Below are 19,214 nucleotides of genomic sequence, written 5' to 3' on the forward strand. Positions count from 1 at the left end.
ACCGCCGCCGCCGCCGCCGCACGGGGGCTATCGATCGTTGTGCCGCTCTACAACGAGGCGCCCGGGCTGGTGATTTTCCATGACCGGCTGGACGCGCTGGCCGCCACGCTGAAGGCACGTCATGGGCTGAGCTGCGAGGTCATCTATGTCGATGATGGCAGCGCCGACGCCACGCTGAAGATCGCAGGCGGGCTGCGTGCCACCGCGCTCGATGTACAGGTGGTATCGCTGTCGCGCAATTTCGGCAAGGAAGCCGCGCTGATGGCGGGACTCGACCACGCAACCTTAGGCGCGGTGCTGTTCATGGACGGCGACGGACAGCATCCGCCGATGCTGGTCGAAACGCTGGTCGGGCACTGGATCGATGGTGGCTACGACGTGGTCTACACCGCCAAGGCCCATCGCGACGATGAAGGCTTCCTGCGCCGCCAGGCGGTGCATGGCTTCTATATGCTGATCAACTGGGGCGCGCGGGCGAAAATCCCCGAGGACGCCGGCGACTTCCGGTTGCTGTCGCCGCGCGCGGCGGCGGCGCTGCGGCAACTGCCCGAGCGCAACCGCTTTTTCAAGGGGCTGGCGACCTGGATCGGCTTCAAGCAGCTACGGGTCGACTACGAGCCGGCGGCGCGCGCACATGGCGTGACCTCGTTCAATCCGCGCCAGCTGATCGGCCTGTCGATCGAGGGCCTGACTTCTTTCTCGGTGGCGCCGCTGCGTTTCGCCAGCATGTTCGGCCTGCTGCTGGCCGTCGGCGCCTTCCTGTTCGGCCTCAACATCCTGTGGGAGACCTGGTGGGAGGGCAAGTCGGTGCCGGGCTATCCCTCGCTGATGGTCGGGCTGATGACCATTGGCGGCGTGCAATTGCTGATGATCGGCATCGTTGGCGAATATATCGGCAAGATCCTGTCGGAGCTGAAGGCACGGCCGATCTATTTCGTCGCCGAGCACAGCGTCAAGCGCGCGCCGGTCGAAGCGGGCAGCGCAACCGACCGGACCGCCGCCGAATGACCGACGCCACCCGCCGGATCTGGCTATGCGCCGACGATTACGGCATCAGCCCCGGCGTCAACCGCGGCATCCGCGAACTGATCGAACGCGGCCGCCTCAACGCGACTTCAGTCATGGTGGTGGGGCCTGCGATCGGACGCGACGACGTCCGCGCGCTGCAGGAGGCCGTGGCGACAGGTCCGCATTGCGCGATCGGCCTGCACGCGACGCTGACGGCGCCATTCCATCCGGTGACGATGCACTACCGACCGCTGCGCGATGAACAATTCCTGCCGCTGGGAAAAATGCTGCGCGCCGGACTGCTGCGAAGGCTTGATCCCGAAATGGTCCGGGCTGAACTGGCCGCGCAGATCGCAGCCTTTGCCAAACTGTTCGGACGTCCGCCGGACTATGTCGACGGTCACCAGCACGTGCAGACGTTTCCGCAGGTGCGCAATGCCTTCCTGGCCGCGGTCAAGGCCGGTGCACCGAACGCCTGGGTGCGACAGTCCGGTCGCATCCGCCCGCTGGCACAGCGCCTCGACATGCCAAAGGCCGTGCTGCTCGATACGCTGAGCGCCGGCTTTCGCAAGCGCGCCAGCCGCCAGGGCATCACCTTCAATCCGGGATTTGCCGGCGCCTATGACTTCAACAAGACGGCCGATTTCGGTGTCTTGATGGCCGGCTTTCTCGCCGGCCTGCCCGACGGCGGTCTGATCATGTGCCATCCCGGCCATGTCGATGATGTGCTGATCAGCCTCGATCCGTTCACCGACCAGCGCGCGCGCGAATATGCGTTTCTCGCCAGCGACGCGTTTCCCCGCCTGCTCGATGCGCAGCGGGCGACTCTGGCGGCATAGACCCGACGCGATCTTGCCGGTCGATTTGCCGCATACGGAAATTTAATCCGGACGGCACTTATTGCGACAAGAAACGTCCTTACATCTGCAACGCGCTCACCAAGCGCGTCTCGAAGCAAGCCGGAGGACGCCATGACACCGCAAGAACGACAGCTGGTCGACGATCTCTTTGACCGACTCAGCAAGGTCGAAGCCGCGCCGCGCGACCGCGATGCGCTCGACGCCATTGCCGACGGCCAGCGCCGCGCGCCCAACGCCATCTACGCGCTGGTGCAGACGGTGCTGCTGCAGGACGAGGCGCTGAAGCGCGCCCATGACCGCATTACCCAGCTGGAAGGCAGTGGCACGGCTGAGCCGGCGCCCGCCAGCGGCTTCCTCGATACGATGCGCGACACGTTGTTCGGCCAGAGCCAGAACTCGAACCAGCCGCGCGGTTCGGTGCCGAGCGTACGTCCCGGCGAACCCAGTCATCCTGCCTGGAATACCGGTCAGGTGATCGGGCAGCCGCAGCAGCAGGGCTACGGCCAGGCTCCCGGTCAGGGCCAGTATGGACAGCAGCCCAATGCCCCGCAGCAACAGCCCCAGCCGGGCCGCGGCGGTTCGTTCCTCGGCACGGCCGCGGCCGCGGCGGCCGGCATGGTCGGTGGCTCGCTGCTGATGAACAGCCTCGGCGGAATGATGGGCGGCAACAAGCAGGGCTTTGGTAACAACGCCAATGCCAGCGAGAGCAAGAGCCCGTGGAGTTCGGATTCCTCCGGAGGCGATCTCGGCAAGCAGGCCGGCGTCAACGATATCGGCAACTCGTCCGGCCAGCGCGCGGGCTCGTTCGACCAGGCCCAGGCCGATACCGACCAGGACCAGGATCAGGATCAGGACGACGGCGATTACGACGACATGGACATGGATTCCGACGACGCCTGATGGCGCCGACATCGGTCACAGACAAACGGCCGCTCTCACGAGCGGCCGTTTGTCTGCGTGTCCCGGTTTTCTGTCGATGACCGGGGCCCCGGTTCTGCGAAGCAATACTTCGTATTGCATCGCGCCCGGGGAACCGGCTGAGGGCGATCAGATCACGATGACCCGGGCGCCGACATTGACGCGGCCGTAAAGGTCGATGACGTCCTCGTTGCGCATCCGGATGCAGCCCGAGGATACGTTGGTGCCAATGGTCCAGGGCTCGTTGGAGCCATGGATGCGATACAGCGTCGAGCCGAGATACATCGCACGGGCCCCGAGCGGATTTTGCGGACCGCCCTCCATGTGCCGCGGCAGATCGGGACGGCGCACCAGCATTTCGGGCGGTGGCGTCCACGCCGGCCATTCCTTCTTCGCGGTGATCGTCTTCACGCCCGACCAGGTGAAGCCGGGTTTGCCGACGCCGATGCCATAGCGCATCGCGCGGCCACCGCCCTGCACCAGGAACAGGAATTTGTTGGGCGTATCGACCACGATGGTGCCGACGCCTTCCTTGCCGGCATAGTCGACCAGTTGCGGCTCGTATTTCGGATCCATGCCGGGACGCGCGGAATCAATCGCCTCCTGCTGCGGCATTCCCTGCGGATCCGGCTGCGGCAACAATCCGCGCCGCGGTTCGTAGGACGGATCGTAAGGCTGCTGCTGATAGCGCCCGCCGGGCGACGGACTATCGCTGAACAGGAATTCGATGAAACCGCCGCCCATCCGCGGGCGCTCGGCATAGGCGGTGCGCTGCATGATAGGACGCGGCGCCTGGTTTGCGTAGTAGACGGTCGGTTCGCCATCGATCGCAGCGGCCTGCTGGATTTCAGTACCGAGGAACGACGCGCTGGCAAGGAAGACGAGAGAGAATTTTTTGAACATCGACGTACTCTGCACTGTTTCGTCGTACGACTCCTCGCATGAGGAGCGCTTTGCACGTTTCTGACTTAAGGTAAGAAACGCCTCCGTTTGGTAAACAGAATGAGCTTCTGGATTCACCACGTCGCCAATTGCCGCGGTTCTCGCAGGTAGCGTTTATTTTTCATAAACGCACGGCGGGATTGGTTAATGAGGGCGCGCGTAGTGCTACCAGTCCGACCCGACGACGTTGCGCCGTGAACTTCACGTTAAACTGCTTGATGTACAAAGGAGCATTATTTGAATGTTGGGGGACTCGATGTCTGTTCGTCGCAAGCGTTTTCGTATCGAAGAAGTCAATTTTGCCGGCATGCCAGCTCCCGCCGAAGTGGATAGCGGCGAGACCGCGCCGATGCACCACGAGATCATGTCGGAACTGCGCGCGATCCGCACCCAGATGGGGACCCCGGGTCGCAACGCTGTTTCGGAAGAAGTCAACGCCTCGACCAACCAGCAGGTCGCCGAGGCTCAGGCCATGCTGCTGACCTACCGCGCCCAGATCGAGCAGTGCGAAAAGCTCAAGATCGAACTTGACCTTATTCACGACGCCATTACCCGCACCAAGCAGGAAATTGCCGTCCTGCACGGCAAGAGCTTCGAAGGCGACGAGATGGCCAAGGTCAACGGCGAACTCGGCGCCGTGGTCGGCGGCACCGAGGAAGCCACCCAGCAGATTCTCACCGCCGCCGAAGCCATCGACAATGCCTCGACCGCGCTCGGCAAGGTGTCCTCGGTCGACCAGCAAAAGCAGCTGCTGGACGAGATCGGGGACAGCGTCGTGGCGATCTTCGAGGCCTGTAACTTCCAGGATCTCACCGGCCAGCGCATCAGCAAGGTGATGACCACGATGAAGTTCATCGAGAATCACATCATGGAGATGATGGAGATCTGGGGTGGCGTCGACGCCATCAAGGCACACGCGCCCCCGATCATTGACACCCGCGAAGGCGATGACAAGTTGCTCAACGGCCCGAAGCTGAATGGCGACATCGGCCATGCCTCGCAGGACGATATCGACGCTCTGTTCGACTAGCGCTGACGCCGTCATTCCGGGGCGCGGACGCGCTCGCGCCCCGGAATGACAAACCAAAACGGCGCGTCCCGCGGGACGCGCCGTTTTCGTTTCGGGCTAATGAACCTTACTTAAGCCTTGGGTGCGCAGCGGACGTAGATCATGTTGCCATAACGAACCGCGGCATCCTTATCGATGAACTTCGTCACCAGCACGCGACCGTCGAACGAGACGATCTCGCGATCCTTTTCACCGCCGGCCGGGCCGATCGGGCCAATGTAATTCTTGCCGCTCGGACTTCCCTTGAGGCGAAGTTCCTGCGGCGTCGCCTCGTCGGCGAGATGCATGATGACGCCGCCAGTCGGACCGGCCCCGATGATATAGGGCTGCTTGCACTGGCCGCGGGCGTTGTTTTCGGTACGGGTGCGATCGGCCGGGTTCATATAAGAGGCCAGGCCCCAGCGTCCGACAATTTCGTCGGAACGGATCGAAGCCGGCATTTCCGGCACCGGCGGCGGTTCCGCGGGAGCGGTCGGCTCCGAGTTCCCGAAACCGCTGAAGCCGTTGAACGACCCGCAACCGCCGAGCATCATCGCCAGGGATGAGGCAATCGCCAGATGGGTAAACGTGCGGACGTGGCGTGACCTGATCATAGCATCCCCTGAACACAGACTTTTGGCCGCCATCTCGCAGCCCAGTATAAAACACGGATGCATGAGGTCGTATAAAATACGCCCCCACGCCGATATGGTTTCCAGATCATGCTATATTGGCCTCACCAAGGCCTTAAGCCCTCGCTTGACAGCAATTGCGTCTGGCCATATCTCCGACGCTCATTTAGCACTCTTTGGGCGCGATTGCTAAGGGCGTGGCGGGTTGCCGCAGTCGCCTCGCCCCGCTTACTGATCGCCTCGCCACCACGAACCTCAACCGAACCAGGGAAATGTCCATGGCCAAGACCAAATTCCGTCCGCTGCATGACCGCGTCGTCGTCAAACGCATCGATGCCGAGACCAAGACCAAGGGCGGCATTATCATCCCCGACAGCGCCAAGGAAAAGCCCCAGGAGGGCGAAGTGGTGTCGGTCGGTCCCGGCGGCCGCGACGAGGCCGGCAAGCTGATCCCGATCGATATCAAGGTTGGTGACCGGGTCCTGTTCGGCAAGTGGTCAGGCACCGAGATCAAGCTCGATGGCGAGGAGCTCCTGATCATGAAGGAATCCGACGTCATGGGCGTCACGAACTAACCAATCTCGATAAACGGCCCCTCGTATCGTCATTGCGAGGAGCGAAGCGACGCGGCAATCCAGTTCTTAGACTTAGTGACGAAAGACTGGATTACTTCGTCGCATCGGCTCCTCGCAATGACAGCCGCGGGGGGCTCCCAATTCCAAATCATAGGAGCCATCATGGCCGCCAAGGACGTTAAATTCTCCGGAGACGCGCGCGATCGCATGCTGCGCGGCGTCGACATTCTCGCCAACGCCGTCAAGGTGACGCTCGGCCCCAAGGGCCGCAACGTCGTGATCGAGAAGAGCTACGGCGCTCCGCGGATCACCAAGGACGGTGTCACCGTCGCCAAGGAGATCGAGCTCGAGGACAAGTTCGAGAACATGGGCGCGCAGATGCTGCGCGAAGTCGCTTCCAAGACCAACGACACCGCGGGCGACGGCACCACCACCGCTACGGTGCTGGCGCAGGCGATCGTCCGTGAAGGCGCCAAGTCGGTCGCCGCCGGCATGAATCCGATGGACCTGAAGCGCGGCATCGACATCGCCGTCGCCGCCGTCATCAAGGACATCGGCAAGCGCGCCAAGCCGGTCGTCTCCTCCGCCGAGGTCGCCCAGGTCGGCACCATCTCCGCCAATGGCGACGCCGCGATCGGCAAGATGATCGCCCAGGCGATGCAGAAGGTCGGTAATGAAGGCGTCATCACCGTCGAAGAGAACAAGTCGCTCGAGACCGAAGTCGACATCGTCGAAGGCATGAAGTTCGACCGCGGCTATCTGTCGCCATACTTCGTCACCAACGCCGAAAAGATGACCGCCGAACTCGAGGACGTCTACGTCCTGCTTTACGAGAAGAAGGTCTCCAGCCTGCAGGCCATGCTGCCGGTGCTCGAAGCCGTGGTGCAGAGCGGCAAGCCGCTGCTGATCATCGCCGAGGACGTCGAAGGCGAGGCGCTCGCCACCCTCGTCGTCAACCGTCTGCGTGGCGGCCTCAAGGTCGCCGCTGTGAAGGCGCCGGGCTTCGGCGATCGTCGCAAGGCGATGCTGGAAGACATCGCGATCCTGACCGGCGGCCAGCTGGTCTCGGAAGATCTCGGCATGAAGCTGGAAAGCGTCACGCTGGCGATGCTCGGCCGCGCCAAGAAGGTGGTGATCGACAAGGAAAACACCACCATCGTCAGCGGTGCCGGCAAGAAGGCCGCCATCGAGGCTCGCGTCAACCAGATCAAGGCGCAGATCGAGGAAACCACCTCGGACTACGACCGCGAGAAGTTGCAGGAGCGTGTTGCCAAGCTGGCCGGCGGCGTCGCGATCATTCGCGTCGGCGGCGCCACCGAGATCGAAGTGAAAGAAAAGAAGGACCGCGTCGATGACGCGCTCAACGCCACCCGCGCGGCTGTCCAGGAAGGCATCGTACCGGGCGGCGGCACCGCGCTGCTGCGCGCCAAGAAGGCCGTCGGTCGCATCAGCAACGATAACCCGGACATCCAGGCCGGTATCAACATCGTGTTGAAGGCGCTGGAAGCCCCGATCCGCCAGATCGCCGAAAATGCCGGCGTTGAGGGCTCGATCGTGGTCGGCAAGATCCTGGAAAACAAGTCCGAGACGTTCGGCTTTGACGCCCAGAACGAAGAATATGTCGACATGGTCGCCAAGGGCATCATCGACCCCGCCAAGGTGGTTCGCACCGCCTTGCAGGACGCGGCCTCGGTCGCCGGTCTGTTGGTGACCACCGAGGCCATGGTGGCCGAACTGCCGCGCGAAGCAGCTCCGGCCATGCCGGGTGGCGGCGGCGGAATGGGTGGTATGGGGGGCATGGGCTTCTAAGCCAGCGCTTTTTCAGCCTGCGTTCGATTGAAGGCCGCCCTCGGGCGGCCTTCTTTTTTGTCCATTGCGAAATCACCGTTGCCTGATGATCTTTCGCCCCGGGACCGGTTCTGATTCAATCCGGCGGCAAAAGCCGCTAGGATACCCCGGTTATTGACGCCCAAGGATGCTTGAAATGCGCGCGCTTCGTCTCTGCCTGATCGGTCTGGCCGCCTCCTCGTCGGTCCTGACCCTGAACCTGGCCTCAGCCCAGATGAAACTGGCGCCGAAGAGCCAGGTCGTCGGCCCCGAGACCCGCTATTTCACCTCGATCGACGGGCTGATGGACGGCAATGCCGACGTCATCCTGCGCGAGACCCGGCAGGGCAAGACCGTCACCGCCGCGACGCTGGATGTCTGCTATCCCGCCGAGAAGGGTTCCGAGCGCAAGGATCGATTCATTGCCACCCTGTCGGTCAACGGCCAGACCCTGACCGGGGCGACGCAAAGCCAGATCGACAAGCTGCCGGTGACCATCAAGCTGGCGCGTCGCGCAACCGGCGACACCTTCGAATTCAAGGGCCAGATCCTGGTCGGCCAGACCGCCAACAACGTGACATCGACCGACAATTCCGACCAGAGCGAGAAGGAATTCCAGGATAACCAGTCGAGCGATGAAAGCATCGTCGCGGCCCCGAAGGATTTCACCGAGGTTTCGCCGGAGTCGATCGCCGTCAAGATCAAGCTGGACGCGGCGCTGGAGTTCGTGAGAACGCTGCGCGGCCAGAGCGTCGAAGTGGCACTGAGCAGCCTCAGCGTGTCCTGCGACGCGCTGCGCGCCGGCGAGCAGGTCATCAACCTCAGCATCGATCCGGAACGCGCCGCGGCTTTCCTGACCAAGATAAGGACCTATCCCGGGGTCACCGCCGCCGGCTGGACCAGCGGCACGGTCGACATGGAGCGCACCATCCGCTTCGCGGCGGCGGAGTGGCGCGACGGTGACAAGATCAATCGCGACAAGGTCGCCGCCGCGGTCAGCAGCGTGATGGCGAAGTCGCTGTCGGCGAAATTCGCCACCGCGGCCTGGGACGACGAGACCGGCCGGCTGAAACTGATCTTCAAGCGCCCCAGCCAGGTGCTGCCCGCGCTCGACCTGACCGAGATCGTGGAGATCACCGCCATTGTCGCCAACGACAGGCCGGGCGCCACTGACAAGCTCATCCTGTGGGTGAGTACGCCGTCGGTCGCGACCGCCGACGAGACCTCCGGCGCCAAGCTGGCATTGGCCGACACCGCCAACACCGATGAGGAAAGCGACCCGCGCGACGACAATGGCGCCGTTGCCGCCCTCGCCGCCGAATTCAAGGCGCAGCGCTGGGATGCCGACAAGACGAGCTGGAAGTAAGGCTTCGCCTCGCCTGCAGACGCGCCCGCCTCGCGGGAGGTGGGCTTTACGCGACGCGGCGCACGAACTGGCGGCACTCAGGACGTGGACAGCGACCTGCTTATTTCATATCCACGAAAGTCACGGCGTCGGTCGGGCTCTTCCAGTCGGTCGCCAGACTGCTTTGGCTTTTCCAGTTCGGTCCATCGCCCAGCGTAGCCACCATGCTGCCGTCCCGCGCACGGGTTGGCGGACAATCGCGGGCTTCCGTCGCGCCGGTAATGAACACAACTCCCCGCGCCGACAGCTGACCCAGGCCGCTCTTGCACCAAGGCTCGACGCGGGTTTCGGCTGCGTCGCGAACCGTTACGGTGATCGACTTTGGCGGGACCGGCTCGCGGATCGCCTCGAACATCATCTCGAGTCCAAACAGCACGGCCAGATGGACCATGCCGGCACGCAGTAGCGTCATCACCGCAATCATGTGAGCACTCAAATAACGAGTTAAATCGCGTCGCCGCGAACGAATGCATTTCTATTGCCAATGATTTCGCGCGCGAATCGGGCACCAAGACGACAATCCTGTGGTATTTCCGTATTCGATTTACGATGCATCAACCGCGCTGAAGCGGCCAGCATGGCTTGTCCGGAAACCAGCCGCGACGTGGCGATACATCGACGTGCGCCGACGCGCCGCTGCGCGCCACGGCATCATTTTTTTGATCAAGTATCGATTGCGGCGCCTGTCACATGAACGAACGGCGCGACGAATAAGCGGGCCGCACTTGACTACTGCGCGCTGGCAACTCTCAGTTGGTGTTCAACCTAAACCGCAGCGACTTCGCGCCGACAAAGGTGATGGCATCGCCCTGGCGTCGCCAGTTGGTGGCCTCGCCGAGCGTCGCCAGCAACTCGTCATCCTGCTGCGCCCGCGCCGCCGGACAGTTGCGCGCTTCCATCGCGCCGGCGACGAACACAATCGTATTGCCGGCCACCGAAAACTGTCCCTTGCCGCCCTTGCACCACAATTCGATCAGGGTCTCGCCGGCATCGCCGATATCGAGATTCGGCACCCGCTTGGAGCCGGGCTGCGCAGCCGCGTCGAGCGACATGGCAAGACCGAACGGGAATTCCTCCGCGGCTTGAACGGGGAGGCCGGACAACATCACCGAGCCCAACAGCCCGGCGCGCAGCATCGTCTTCACTGAAATCATCTGAACTCTCAAGGATCGTCGTTACCGCGCTCGACGCCTCTCGCAGAGCACGGTTCATGCCACTTCGCCCACAAATCGGGCGTCAAAAAGACGCCTCCGCGACCTTGCGGAGACGCAGGATACGTCACGCGGGCGCGGCGCCTATTTCAGAACCATCAGCGTGAATGGATAGACATAGGCCTGCAGCATGACGAACAGGCCGACCAGGCAGGCCAGCGCGATCGAGTGCTTGAACACGAAGCGCAGGATGGTGCCTTCATGGCCGTACCAATTGGTCGCCGTGGAGGCGACCACGATCGATTGCGCGTCGATCATCTTGCCCATCACGCCGCCCGACGAATTGGCCGCGCTCATCAGGATCGGCGACAGGCCGAGTTGCTCCGAGGTGATCTTCTGCAGATTGCCGAACAGCACATTCGACGCGGTATCCGAACCAGTCAATGCGACGCCGAGCCAGCCGAGCAAGGTACCGAAGAACGGGTACAGCACCCCGGTCGCGGCAAAAGCGAGGCCTAGCGTGGCGTCGATGCCGGACAGCCGCGTCAGCGTACCGATCGCCAGCATCGCCGAGATGGTGATCAGCGAATAGGCGCACAGCCGGATGGTGCGGCCATATTCCAGCATCAGGCCGAGCGGCGTGTAGCCCATGATGAAGCCGGAAATGATCGCGGCGATCAGCATGCCGCTGCCGGTATAGGACAGCCAGGTGAAGGCGAAAACCGCGCCTTCCGGCGTCGGCTTGGTCACGATCGGCGCCACCTTCATGATCGCGCCATTGAGATCGGGCACCGCGTAGCGCCAGGTGGCCCACGGGTTGACGGCGTTCTTGAACAGGTCGGTGCCCCAGATCAGCAGCACGACGCAGACGATGATCCACGGCGTCAGCGCCGCCCACACCTGCGCCGTGCTCGGCTTCGTCTTGTTGGTTGAAACCGGCGTCCGTCCGATCATGGAATCGTCGCGGGTGCGCAAGGCCGCCGAGGTCCAGATCGTCTTCGGCTGCCAGACTTTCAGAAAACCAATCAGCGCGGCCATCGAGATCAGCGAGGCACCGATATCGACAATCCACGGGTTGATGTAGTTCGAGATCAGGAATTGCGGCACGGCAAAGGAAACGCCGGTGACCAGAACCGCCGGCCACACTTCCTTCATGCCCTTGTAGCCAGCGAAGGCCCAGACCACCCAGAACGGCACGATCAGCGAGAACAAAGGCAACTGCCGTCCGACCATGGCGCCGAGGATGAACGGATCAAAACCGGTGACGCTGGCGAGGCCGGCGATCGGGGTGCCCAGCGCGCCATAGGCGACCGGCGCGGTGTTGGCGATCAGCGACAGGCCGGACGCCGCCAGCGGTGAGAAGCCGAGCCCGATCAGGATCGCGCCGGTCACCGCGACCGGGGTGCCGAAGCCGGACGCGCCCTCGAAGAACGCCCCGAACGAAAACGCGATCAGCAGGATCTGCAGCCGCCGATCATTGGTGACGCCGCCGATCGTGGTCTGCAGCGTTTCGAACACGCCCTTCTTCACCGTCAACTGATAGAGAAAGATGACATTAAGCACGATCCAGCCGATCGGGAAGAAGCCGGTGACGATGCCGAGCAGCGACGCGCGCACCGACAGGCCAGCGGGCATCGTGAACAGGAAGATCGCGACCAGGTTCGCAACCACCAGCGCGACGATCGCGGCGATGTGCACCTTGACCTTGTTCGAGGCGATCAGAACCAGCAGCGTGACGACGGGGATCGCCGCGGCGATGGTCGACAGCACCGAACTGTCGAATGGATTGTAGACCTGATTCCACATGGCATTTCTCCCCCACGCTTCTGAGCGGCGCCGGTGCCCGCGTGGAGGGCTCGAACGCGCGAGCGTGGTGGCAGGAGAACTGCACTCGTCGCGAAAGCAGCGATAACCCGGCCATACCGGCGCTCACTTCCGCGCGAATGGGGAAAGGTCCCCGCCCCTCGCCGTGGCGCCCATGCTAGGGTAAATTACCATTTGGCAACAAGACGGTGCAGGACATCAAAACTGCGACTTTAGTCTAGAAATTCCCATTCCCGCCTTGTTTGACGGCCGCGCGCCCTGCTCCGGAGATCTCACCTGTGAACAATATCCGTTCGACGCTCGCGACCGTGTGGCGGATCGCGATCCCGTATTTTCGTTCCGACGACAAATGGGTGGCGCGCGGCCTGCTGGCGGCGGTGATCGCCATCGAGCTGGCGGTGGTGTTTCTCAATGTGTTGTTCAATCGCTGGAATAACGTGTTCTACAACGCGCTGCAGGAACGCAACCTCGACGTCTTCACCTATCAGATCGGCTATTTCTCGGTGCTGGCGGCGATCTTCATCGCGCTGAAAGTGTACCAGCTCTACCTCAACCAGTGGCTGCAGATCCGCTGGCGGCGCTGGATGACTGAGCGCTATCTCGGCGGCTGGCTGGCCCACGCCAACCATTACCGGATGCAGCTGCAGGGCGACGCCGCTGACAACCCGGACCAGCGCATCGCGGAAGATACCCAGTTGTTCGTCGATCGCACACTGTCGCTCGGCGTCGGACTGTTGAGTTCGGTCGTCACGCTGGCCTCCTTTGTCGTGATCCTGTGGGGGCTGTCCGACGCGGCGCCGTTGCACCTGTTCGGCCGCGACATTCCGATTCCCGGCTATCTGGTCTGGGCCGCGCTGGTCTACGCCGTGATCGGCACGGTGCTGACGCATCTGATTGGCAAGCCGCTGATGGGTCTAAATTTCCAGCAGCAACAGTTCGAAGCCGACTTCCGCTTCAACCTGGTACGGGCGCGTGAAAACGCCGAACAGATCGCGCTGCTGCATGGCGAGCAGGTCGAGCGGCTGCGGCTGTCGACCCGGTTCCAGCGCGTGGTCGGCAACTGGCTTTCCATCATGAGCCGTACCAAGAAGCTGACCGCCTTCACCGCCAGCTACTCGCAGGCCTCGGTGATCTTTCCCTACATCCTGGTGGCGCCAGCCTATTTCGCCGAAAAGGTTCAGCTCGGCGGCATGATGCAGACCGCCTCGGCCTTCAGCAGCGTCCAGGACGCGCTGTCGTTCTTCATCACCGCCTATCGCACGCTGGCCGAATGGCAGGCCGGCGTCGCCCGCCTCGACGGCTTCGAACAGGCCATCGCCAGCGCCGAAACGCTGACCGCGAAGGCCGATATCGTCCGCGTCGCCCCGGCGGGCTACGGCGCGATCGACCTCAAAGACCTCCAGGTCAACCTGCCGAACGGGACGCCGCTGGTCGCGGCGGACAATTTCCGTTTCCGCGGCGGCGAGCGCACCCTGTTCACCGGCCCTTCGGGCGCCGGCAAGTCGACGCTGTTCCGCGCCATCGCCGGGATCTGGCCGTTTGCCACCGGTTCGGTCGCCATCCCGGCGGAGGCCACGCTGATGATGCTGCCGCAACGGCCGTATTTCCCGGTAGGCTCGCTGCAGGACGCCATCGCCTACCCGGCCGAGTTCAGCGCCTTCGGTGCCGAGCGCATCGCCGAAGCCGTCACCGCCGTCGGACTGCCGGCGCTGGTCGCGCGACTCGATGAGGATGCGCACTGGAACCGGATGCTGTCGCTCGGCGAGCAGCAGCGCCTCGGCGTCGCCCGCGCGTTGCTGCACCAGCCGCAATATCTGTTCCTCGACGAGGCCACCGCGTCGCTCGACGAGCCATCCGAGGCCGCGTTGTACCGGCTGATCGAAAACAGGCTGCCGGCGACCACCATCGTCTCGATCGGTCATCGCAGCACGCTGCAGGCGTTTCATCAGCGCGGCGTGGCGCTGGTCAAATCGGGCAGCGGCTACACCCTGGCGGAGACCGTCTAGAGCAGGATGTCGTTAGGTCGTATCGCCGTGCCCGCTCCGTCATTGCGAGCCAGGGACAAGTCGGCTGTGCCGACCTGTCCCGGTGCGAAGCAATCCAGATAACTGCAAGCGAAGACTGGATTGCTTCCTCGCAAGGGCGCCTCGCAATGAGGGGCGGAGGTTGCGAACAACGTAAAATCATCCCGCTCCGGAAATTACAGGATGGGCAAAGCCTCGACCGCGCTAGTCTAATCCCGGCGAGGCATCTTCATGCGGCGTCGCAAACGCGTGGGCACGGCGCAAGGGCGCCTTTGCCACCCTACGAAGTTGAAGCTTTCGATTTTTGAAGCTGAGTCACATCAGAGACTTGGAGCCGGATTCGTCAGGATTGAAGGACGGGTGCCCCGGACGGGGAGGATGCGGCATCGTGGCAGCAACTTTCAACGGCCGCCCGTCCGATTCCTTGCACAGCGGCACAAACAGAAAAGGGGCGGCAGATTGCTCTGCCGCCCCTTGGTCTGGATCGAAGTACTTACTTCAGGTTGGTCATCGCGGTCAGGTCAGCCGACAGCTTGACGATGCCGGTCGCGCCGCACCAGCTGGAACCAGCACCGCTTGGATTGATCGCGGTGAAATTTGTACCGGCAGCGGGAGCGGTGAAGTCCGAAGTGAACGCATTGCAATCACCCTTGGACAGGTTGGTGTCCGAGTAGCGCAGATCGAGCGTGAATACCTTGTAAGTGAAGCCGATGCCGATATTCCAGGTGTTATAGTCAGCGTAGTTGATGCCGCGAGGGAACTGAGGAGTGCCGTAGAACGAATCAGATGTTCCAAGCCACTGGCGACCAAATTCACCCGAAACATAGGAGCCGATGCCGGTCGAACCGAACCAGGTCGACGGCGCGATGACCTTGCCGGTTACCGAGGCGTAGGTGCCTTCGGCACCGGTGTTCAGGAAGTTCGGCGAGTAGAAAGCGTTGCCGCCGAGCGAGAAGTAGTCGTTGAAGGTATAGTTGAGCTTGGCATAGCCTTCGTAGAAGCTAGCGTTCTTCTTGGCGAAGCTGCCGTTGGGCAGCGGAACAGCGTTCACATCGCCACCGCAGAACGCGGGGGTGTTGAAGCACTGGCCGCCCGGATAGCCGTAGTAAAAGAAACCGAAGTCGAAGGCCGCGGCGCCCCAGGTCGGACGGATACCGAAATAGCCATCGAGCTCCATCGAAGCGCGGTTCGGGAACGCGATGCTCTCACCGGAAACGCCGGCGTACAGCTGAACGTCCTTGGTGATGTTGTAGCGCGGTTCGAAATAGGCGGCGACCGAGCCCTTCTGGCCGTTCGACTGGGTGATACCGCGGAACACGTAATTGCTCATGATCGCGCTGCCGAAGGCGATGTCCCAGGGGTCGAAAGCAACGATCGGCGGTGCCTTCTTGTACATCTTGGCCGCCATGTCGGCCGCCGACGCCGAGCTCACCCCAATTACGAGCATTGCCGCGACCGTAACAATTACCTTCTTCATGACATTCCCCATCGCATTTGAAACAAAGCAGCTTCGTGTCCGGAAGACGTCGATGCTGCGAAACTCTGAACCCATCTCAACTCTGAGGCGCAATTTACCAATCGTGAAGTGAAAAAAACTGGCAATTGCCGTCTAATTAGGCGAACTTCACAATCCAGAAATAGTTGTCTTGAGGGTGTGGCATATTGACCACATTGCTGACGCGCTTTAAGATCGAAAAATACCACCAGGCGGAATTAAGCCGGCAGATCCGACAATTGCGTCATTCCGGACTGTGATCTTGCGGCCATTGGCCGCCGTTTGAGCCAAATCGACGGATTGGATCGCGGCCCGACCGAATCGACCGCCGGCGACATGGCAAACGAAAGGCCGCAACGGGGTTGCGGCCTTTCGTTCTTTCTCGACGATTCGATGAACGGGCTACCGTTGATCGTGGTCGAGCATGTCGTGATCCGGGGCTTCAACCTCGGTCTCGTGCCCGGTGCCATGCCCCTCGACCGGTGCCGGATCGAGCTCAGGCGACGACCAGACCGGTGTTTCGGTCGCGGCGGGTGCTTCCGGCGCGGGCTTCGGTTTGGCTGCCCGCGGCTTGCGGGGCGCCTTGGGCGGCAGCGCGACAGGCGGCGCCTCCGGGACGACTGGCGCCGGGCTAGTTATCAGCAACTCTGCCGGAACGCCCGCCGGCTTGCTGGCCCGGGGCTTCTTGACGACCTTGTTCGGCACCGCCTTGCCGCCGGCTTTCGGTGCCGTTTTCTTCACAGCCTTCTTCGCGGACTTCGGGGCCAGCTTCTTGACCGATTTCTTGACGGCCTTCGTTACGGCTTTCTTGGTCGCTTTCTTGGCTGCTTTCTTGTCTGTTTTCTTGTCTGTTTTCTTGTCTGTTTTCTTGGCTGTTTTCTTGGCTGTTTTCTTTCCGACCTTTTTCGGCGCCTTGGTCACCGCCTTTTTGGCGGATTTCTTGGCGGATTTTGCCGCCGCTTTTTTGGAAGCTTTGGGGGCTTTCTTCGGAGATTTCTTGGAGGACTTCTTCACAGCCTTCGCCGCCAGCAGCAGCTTCTTTTTGCTTTTCTTGTCCTTCTTGTCTTTCTTCGACTTGTTGCCTTTAGCCATCGTGGTCTCCTGTTGGCGCCGATCGAGGTGGATCAGGCGTTTCAAGTTGTCCGCTCCAGCGCGGGGCCAATCTAGTTCAGTTCAATCCTGGCCGGGGACCGCCTGTCGCCCAATCGAGAAGCTCAATGGTGTGGACGACGGGGATCGAGGTCCCGCCAGCGAGCTGCACCATGCAGCCGAGATTGCCGGCAGCGATCATGTCCGGCTTGATCATCGCGATATTGGCGACCTTGCGATCACGCAACTGGCTCGCAATATCAGGCTGGAGAATGTTGTACGTTCCCGCCGAACCGCAACACAAATGGCTCTCAGCTATATCTTTGACTACGAATCCATTCTTGGAAAGCAATTCTTTGGGCGCCTGTGTGATTTTCTGCCCATGCTGCAGCGAGCACGCCGAATGATAGGCGATGACAAGATCGCTGCGATGCTGCGCGGCAGGCCAATTCAGCCCGCTGACATATTCGCTGATATCCTTCGCCAGCGCGGACACCATCGCCGCGGGCGCGGCGAATTCCCGGTCCTCCCGCAGCATGAAACCATAGTCCTTGATCACCGTGCCGCAGCCGGACGTCGTCACCAGAATGGCGTCGAGGCCGCCGCGATCGGCTTCGCCGAGCCACACGCCGATGTTGGCGCGGGCCCACGACAGCGCATCGTCATCGCGGCCGAGATGGTGGGTGAGCGCGCCGCAGCACTGCTCGTCCCGTACCAGCACCACTTCGACGCCGTGCCGGGTCAGCAGCCGGATGGCCGCCTGGTTGATTCGCGGCGCCAGCACCTGCTGGGCGCAGCCCTGCAGCAACGCCACCCGGCCACGCCTTGTTCCCTCGGCCGGAAACACGCTGCCGCCGGCCGGTCCCGGTGCGGGCAGCGCTTTCGGCGCCAGCAGCAGCATCGCTTTGATCCGGCTGAGCAGGTTGGGATTGGCCTGATGCGCTGTCGAGGGCAGCAGCATCGCCAGCGGCCGGGCCAACCCGGCGAGCTTCATCGCCGCGCGAAACAGGCCGGGCCGCGGCAGCACCCAGGCGAGCACGTCGCGCAGCATCCGTTCGGTAAAAGGCCGGGTGTAATCGCGCTCGATCCGGACCCGGGCCTGGTCGACCAGATGCATGTAGTTCACCCCGGACGGGCATGTCGTCATGCAGGCCAGGCAGGACAGGCAGCGATCGATATGCTTGACGACCTCTTTGGTCGGCGCCTGCTCCTTCTCCAGCATCTCCTTGATCAGATAGATGCGGCCGCGCGGGCTATCGAGTTCGTCGCCCAGCAGCACATAGGTCGGGCAGGTCGCGGTGCAGAACCCGCAATGCACGCAGGCACGCAAAATCTTGTCGGCCTCGGCGAGGTCCGGATTGGCGAGCTGGGCGAGGCTGAAGTCGGTTTTCATGCGAGGATTCCACGCGACAACCGGCCGCGATTGAGAATGTTGCGGGGATCAAAACTGTGCCGCACCCGCTCGCCGAGCGCGGCCAGCCCCGCCGCCTGCGGATGGAACACATCGACGGCGCGGCGCACCAGCTCCGGCGCCCGGATCAGCGTGGCATGGCCACCGGCGGCATTGACGAGTTTGCGCAATGGCACGGTCTGGGCATCGGCGGACGGCGGCAACGCCGCCCAGATCAGGCCGCCGCCCCAATCATAGATCACCTCGCCCTGCGAGGCCTTGGCAATGGCCTGCCCCAGCGCGCCACCGGACGCTGGCGGACAGACGATCCGCCACACCGGCCACAGCGCGCGCGGCCCGCTGGCGGCAAACGGCACCACGTCGCGGATGCCCGCCCACAGCGCCGCCGAGGCGGCGTCCTCGACAATCTCCGCGGCGCCGAACGATGCCAGTGCCGCCGCCAGCGAAGCCGCGCGGTGTTTGGCCGAGACCGAGATGCCTTCGAGGCGCAACAGCGTCACTGACTGGTCGGGACCGGCGAGTTCGCCAAGCGGTCCTTGGGTAGTGCGCAGCGCCGAACCGGTGAGATGCGCCGCGCCGGAGACGTCGAACGGCGAGCCCAGCGCCGCGGTCATCGCCTGGTTGGCGGCGAGGTCGTCGAGCCCGCGCAGCAGCACCGTGCGCTCGCTTTCCGCGCGCGGCATCACCTTCAGCGTCACTTCGGTCATGACCGCCAGCGTTCCCCACGAGCCCGCCAGCAGCTTGCACAGATCATAGCCGGTGACGTTCTTCACCACCCGGCCGCCAGCCTTGAAACTGTCGCCAAAGCCCGACACCGCATGCGCGCCGAGCAGATGGTCGCGGGCGCCGCCGGCCTGGATCCGGCGCGGCCCGGCGAGGCCAGCCGCGATCATGCCACCGATAGTTCCGATGTCCTGCGTCCCCAGCAGCCGGGACGTATTCATCGGCTCGAACGAGAATTGCTGGTTTTTTGAATCGATCAGCGACAGCACGTCGGCGATCGGC

17 protein-coding genes are annotated in these 19,214 nt (G+C 63.0%); 8 read left to right on the forward strand and 9 right to left on the reverse strand.

Features of this window, described 5'->3' with window-relative positions; translation table 11 throughout:
* The 3 genes from Q0S16_RS06930 to Q0S16_RS06940 all read left to right on the forward strand — a co-directional run.
* A partial coding sequence (locus Q0S16_RS06930) for a glycosyltransferase family 2 protein (RefSeq protein WP_295846380.1) occupies positions 1-1,008 on the forward strand: 1,008 nt, incomplete at its 5' end.
* Positions 1,005-1,847, forward strand: coding sequence for a ChbG/HpnK family deacetylase (locus tag Q0S16_RS06935; RefSeq protein ID WP_295846383.1), 843 nt, complete (start codon positions 1,005-1,007; stop codon positions 1,845-1,847). The genes Q0S16_RS06930 and Q0S16_RS06935, both read left to right, overlap by 4 nt.
* A gap of 132 nt (positions 1,848-1,979) precedes the next feature.
* Positions 1,980-2,768, forward strand: a complete 789-nt coding sequence (locus Q0S16_RS06940) for a DUF2076 domain-containing protein (RefSeq protein WP_295846385.1) — start codon at positions 1,980-1,982, stop codon at positions 2,766-2,768.
* 147 nt (positions 2,769-2,915) lie between these two features.
* Here the strand turns inward: Q0S16_RS06940 and Q0S16_RS06945 are convergent, their stop codons facing one another.
* Positions 2,916-3,689, reverse strand: coding sequence for a L,D-transpeptidase (locus tag Q0S16_RS06945; RefSeq protein ID WP_295846388.1), 774 nt, complete (start codon positions 3,687-3,689; stop codon positions 2,916-2,918).
* 295 nt (positions 3,690-3,984) lie between these two features.
* Here Q0S16_RS06945 and Q0S16_RS06950 point away from each other — a divergent pair, with 295 nt between their 5' ends.
* Complete coding sequence (locus Q0S16_RS06950; protein ID WP_295846392.1) at positions 3,985-4,758, forward strand: protein phosphatase CheZ; 774 nt, start codon at positions 3,985-3,987, stop codon at positions 4,756-4,758.
* A gap of 110 nt (positions 4,759-4,868) precedes the next feature.
* Here the strand turns inward: Q0S16_RS06950 and Q0S16_RS06955 are convergent, their stop codons facing one another.
* Positions 4,869-5,390: a hypothetical protein gene (locus Q0S16_RS06955; RefSeq protein WP_295846394.1), complete on the reverse strand. Its 522-nt coding sequence runs from the start codon at positions 5,388-5,390 to the stop codon at positions 4,869-4,871.
* Positions 5,391-5,686: 296 nt separating this feature from the next.
* Between Q0S16_RS06955 and Q0S16_RS06960 the strand changes: the two genes are divergently transcribed.
* The 3 genes from Q0S16_RS06960 (at position 5,687) to Q0S16_RS06970 (ending at position 9,176) form a co-directional block, all read left to right on the forward strand.
* Positions 5,687-5,983: a co-chaperone GroES gene (locus tag Q0S16_RS06960; RefSeq protein WP_295846396.1), complete on the forward strand. Its 297-nt coding sequence runs from the start codon at positions 5,687-5,689 to the stop codon at positions 5,981-5,983.
* Between the two features lie 162 nt (positions 5,984-6,145).
* Complete coding sequence (groL, locus tag Q0S16_RS06965; protein ID WP_295846398.1) at positions 6,146-7,792, forward strand: chaperonin GroEL; 1,647 nt, start codon at positions 6,146-6,148, stop codon at positions 7,790-7,792.
* 175 nt (positions 7,793-7,967) lie between these two features.
* Positions 7,968-9,176, forward strand: a complete 1,209-nt coding sequence (locus Q0S16_RS06970) for a hypothetical protein (protein WP_295846400.1) — start codon at positions 7,968-7,970, stop codon at positions 9,174-9,176.
* Positions 9,177-9,276: 100 nt separating this feature from the next.
* On the opposite strand, the gene Q0S16_RS06975 is transcribed toward Q0S16_RS06970, so the two are convergent.
* The 3 genes from Q0S16_RS06975 to Q0S16_RS06985 form a co-directional block, all read right to left on the reverse strand.
* Positions 9,277-9,639: a hypothetical protein gene (locus tag Q0S16_RS06975; protein ID WP_295846402.1), complete on the reverse strand. Its 363-nt coding sequence runs from the start codon at positions 9,637-9,639 to the stop codon at positions 9,277-9,279.
* Between the two features lie 325 nt (positions 9,640-9,964).
* The gene (locus Q0S16_RS06980; protein ID WP_295846404.1) at positions 9,965-10,369 is read right to left on the reverse strand and encodes an META domain-containing protein; all 405 of its coding nucleotides are present in this window, start codon (positions 10,367-10,369) and stop codon (positions 9,965-9,967) included.
* 141 nt (positions 10,370-10,510) lie between these two features.
* Positions 10,511-12,172 carry an L-lactate permease gene (locus Q0S16_RS06985; RefSeq protein ID WP_295846406.1) on the reverse strand — a complete coding sequence of 554 codons (1,662 nt, stop codon included), beginning with the start codon at positions 12,170-12,172 and terminating at the stop codon, positions 10,511-10,513.
* Positions 12,173-12,468: 296 nt separating this feature from the next.
* Here Q0S16_RS06985 and Q0S16_RS06990 point away from each other — a divergent pair, with 296 nt between their 5' ends.
* Complete coding sequence (locus Q0S16_RS06990; protein WP_295846409.1) at positions 12,469-14,196, forward strand: ABC transporter ATP-binding protein/permease; 1,728 nt, start codon at positions 12,469-12,471, stop codon at positions 14,194-14,196.
* Between the two features lie 511 nt (positions 14,197-14,707).
* Here Q0S16_RS06990 and Q0S16_RS06995 read toward each other — a convergent pair.
* From Q0S16_RS06995 to Q0S16_RS07010, 4 genes are all read right to left on the reverse strand, one after another.
* Complete coding sequence (locus Q0S16_RS06995; RefSeq protein WP_295846410.1) at positions 14,708-15,691, reverse strand: TorF family putative porin; 984 nt, start codon at positions 15,689-15,691, stop codon at positions 14,708-14,710.
* A 420-nt stretch (positions 15,692-16,111) separates the two neighbouring features.
* Complete coding sequence (locus Q0S16_RS07000; RefSeq protein ID WP_295846411.1) at positions 16,112-16,846, reverse strand: hypothetical protein; 735 nt, start codon at positions 16,844-16,846, stop codon at positions 16,112-16,114.
* 31 nt (positions 16,847-16,877) lie between these two features.
* Complete coding sequence (gene glcF / locus Q0S16_RS07005) at positions 16,878-18,191, reverse strand: glycolate oxidase subunit GlcF (protein WP_295846412.1); 1,314 nt, start codon at positions 18,189-18,191, stop codon at positions 16,878-16,880.
* On the reverse strand, positions 18,188-19,214 hold a 1,027-nt coding region (locus Q0S16_RS07010), incomplete at its 5' end, for a 2-hydroxy-acid oxidase (protein WP_295846415.1). The genes Q0S16_RS07010 and glcF, both read right to left, overlap by 4 nt.

It is taken from the genome of Tardiphaga sp. (genome assembly GCF_025356345.1).
Lineage (GTDB): Bacteria > Pseudomonadota > Alphaproteobacteria > Rhizobiales > Xanthobacteraceae > Tardiphaga.

Excerpts from the sequence above, each read along its gene's own strand:
- Q0S16_RS06935 (WP_295846383.1), top strand. The coding sequence starts at position 1,005 with ATGACCGACGCCACCCGCCGGATCTGGCTATGCGCCGACGATTACGGC.
- Q0S16_RS06940 (WP_295846385.1), top strand. The coding sequence starts at position 1,980 with ATGACACCGCAAGAACGACAGCTGGTCGACGATCTCTTTGACCGACTC.
- Q0S16_RS06945 (WP_295846388.1), bottom strand. The coding sequence starts at position 3,689 with ATGTTCAAAAAATTCTCTCTCGTCTTCCTTGCCAGCGCGTCGTTCCTC.
- Q0S16_RS06950 (WP_295846392.1), top strand. The coding sequence starts at position 3,985 with ATGTCTGTTCGTCGCAAGCGTTTTCGTATCGAAGAAGTCAATTTTGCC.
- Q0S16_RS06955 (WP_295846394.1), bottom strand. The coding sequence starts at position 5,390 with ATGATCAGGTCACGCCACGTCCGCACGTTTACCCATCTGGCGATTGCC.
- Q0S16_RS06960 (WP_295846396.1), top strand. The coding sequence starts at position 5,687 with ATGGCCAAGACCAAATTCCGTCCGCTGCATGACCGCGTCGTCGTCAAA.
- groL (WP_295846398.1), top strand. The coding sequence starts at position 6,146 with ATGGCCGCCAAGGACGTTAAATTCTCCGGAGACGCGCGCGATCGCATG.
- Q0S16_RS06970 (WP_295846400.1), top strand. The coding sequence starts at position 7,968 with ATGCGCGCGCTTCGTCTCTGCCTGATCGGTCTGGCCGCCTCCTCGTCG.
- Q0S16_RS06975 (WP_295846402.1), bottom strand. The coding sequence starts at position 9,639 with ATGATTGCGGTGATGACGCTACTGCGTGCCGGCATGGTCCATCTGGCC.
- Q0S16_RS06980 (WP_295846404.1), bottom strand. The coding sequence starts at position 10,369 with ATGATTTCAGTGAAGACGATGCTGCGCGCCGGGCTGTTGGGCTCGGTG.
- Q0S16_RS06985 (WP_295846406.1), bottom strand. The coding sequence starts at position 12,172 with ATGTGGAATCAGGTCTACAATCCATTCGACAGTTCGGTGCTGTCGACC.
- Q0S16_RS06995 (WP_295846410.1), bottom strand. The coding sequence starts at position 15,691 with ATGAAGAAGGTAATTGTTACGGTCGCGGCAATGCTCGTAATTGGGGTG.
- glcF (WP_295846412.1), bottom strand. The coding sequence starts at position 18,191 with ATGAAAACCGACTTCAGCCTCGCCCAGCTCGCCAATCCGGACCTCGCC.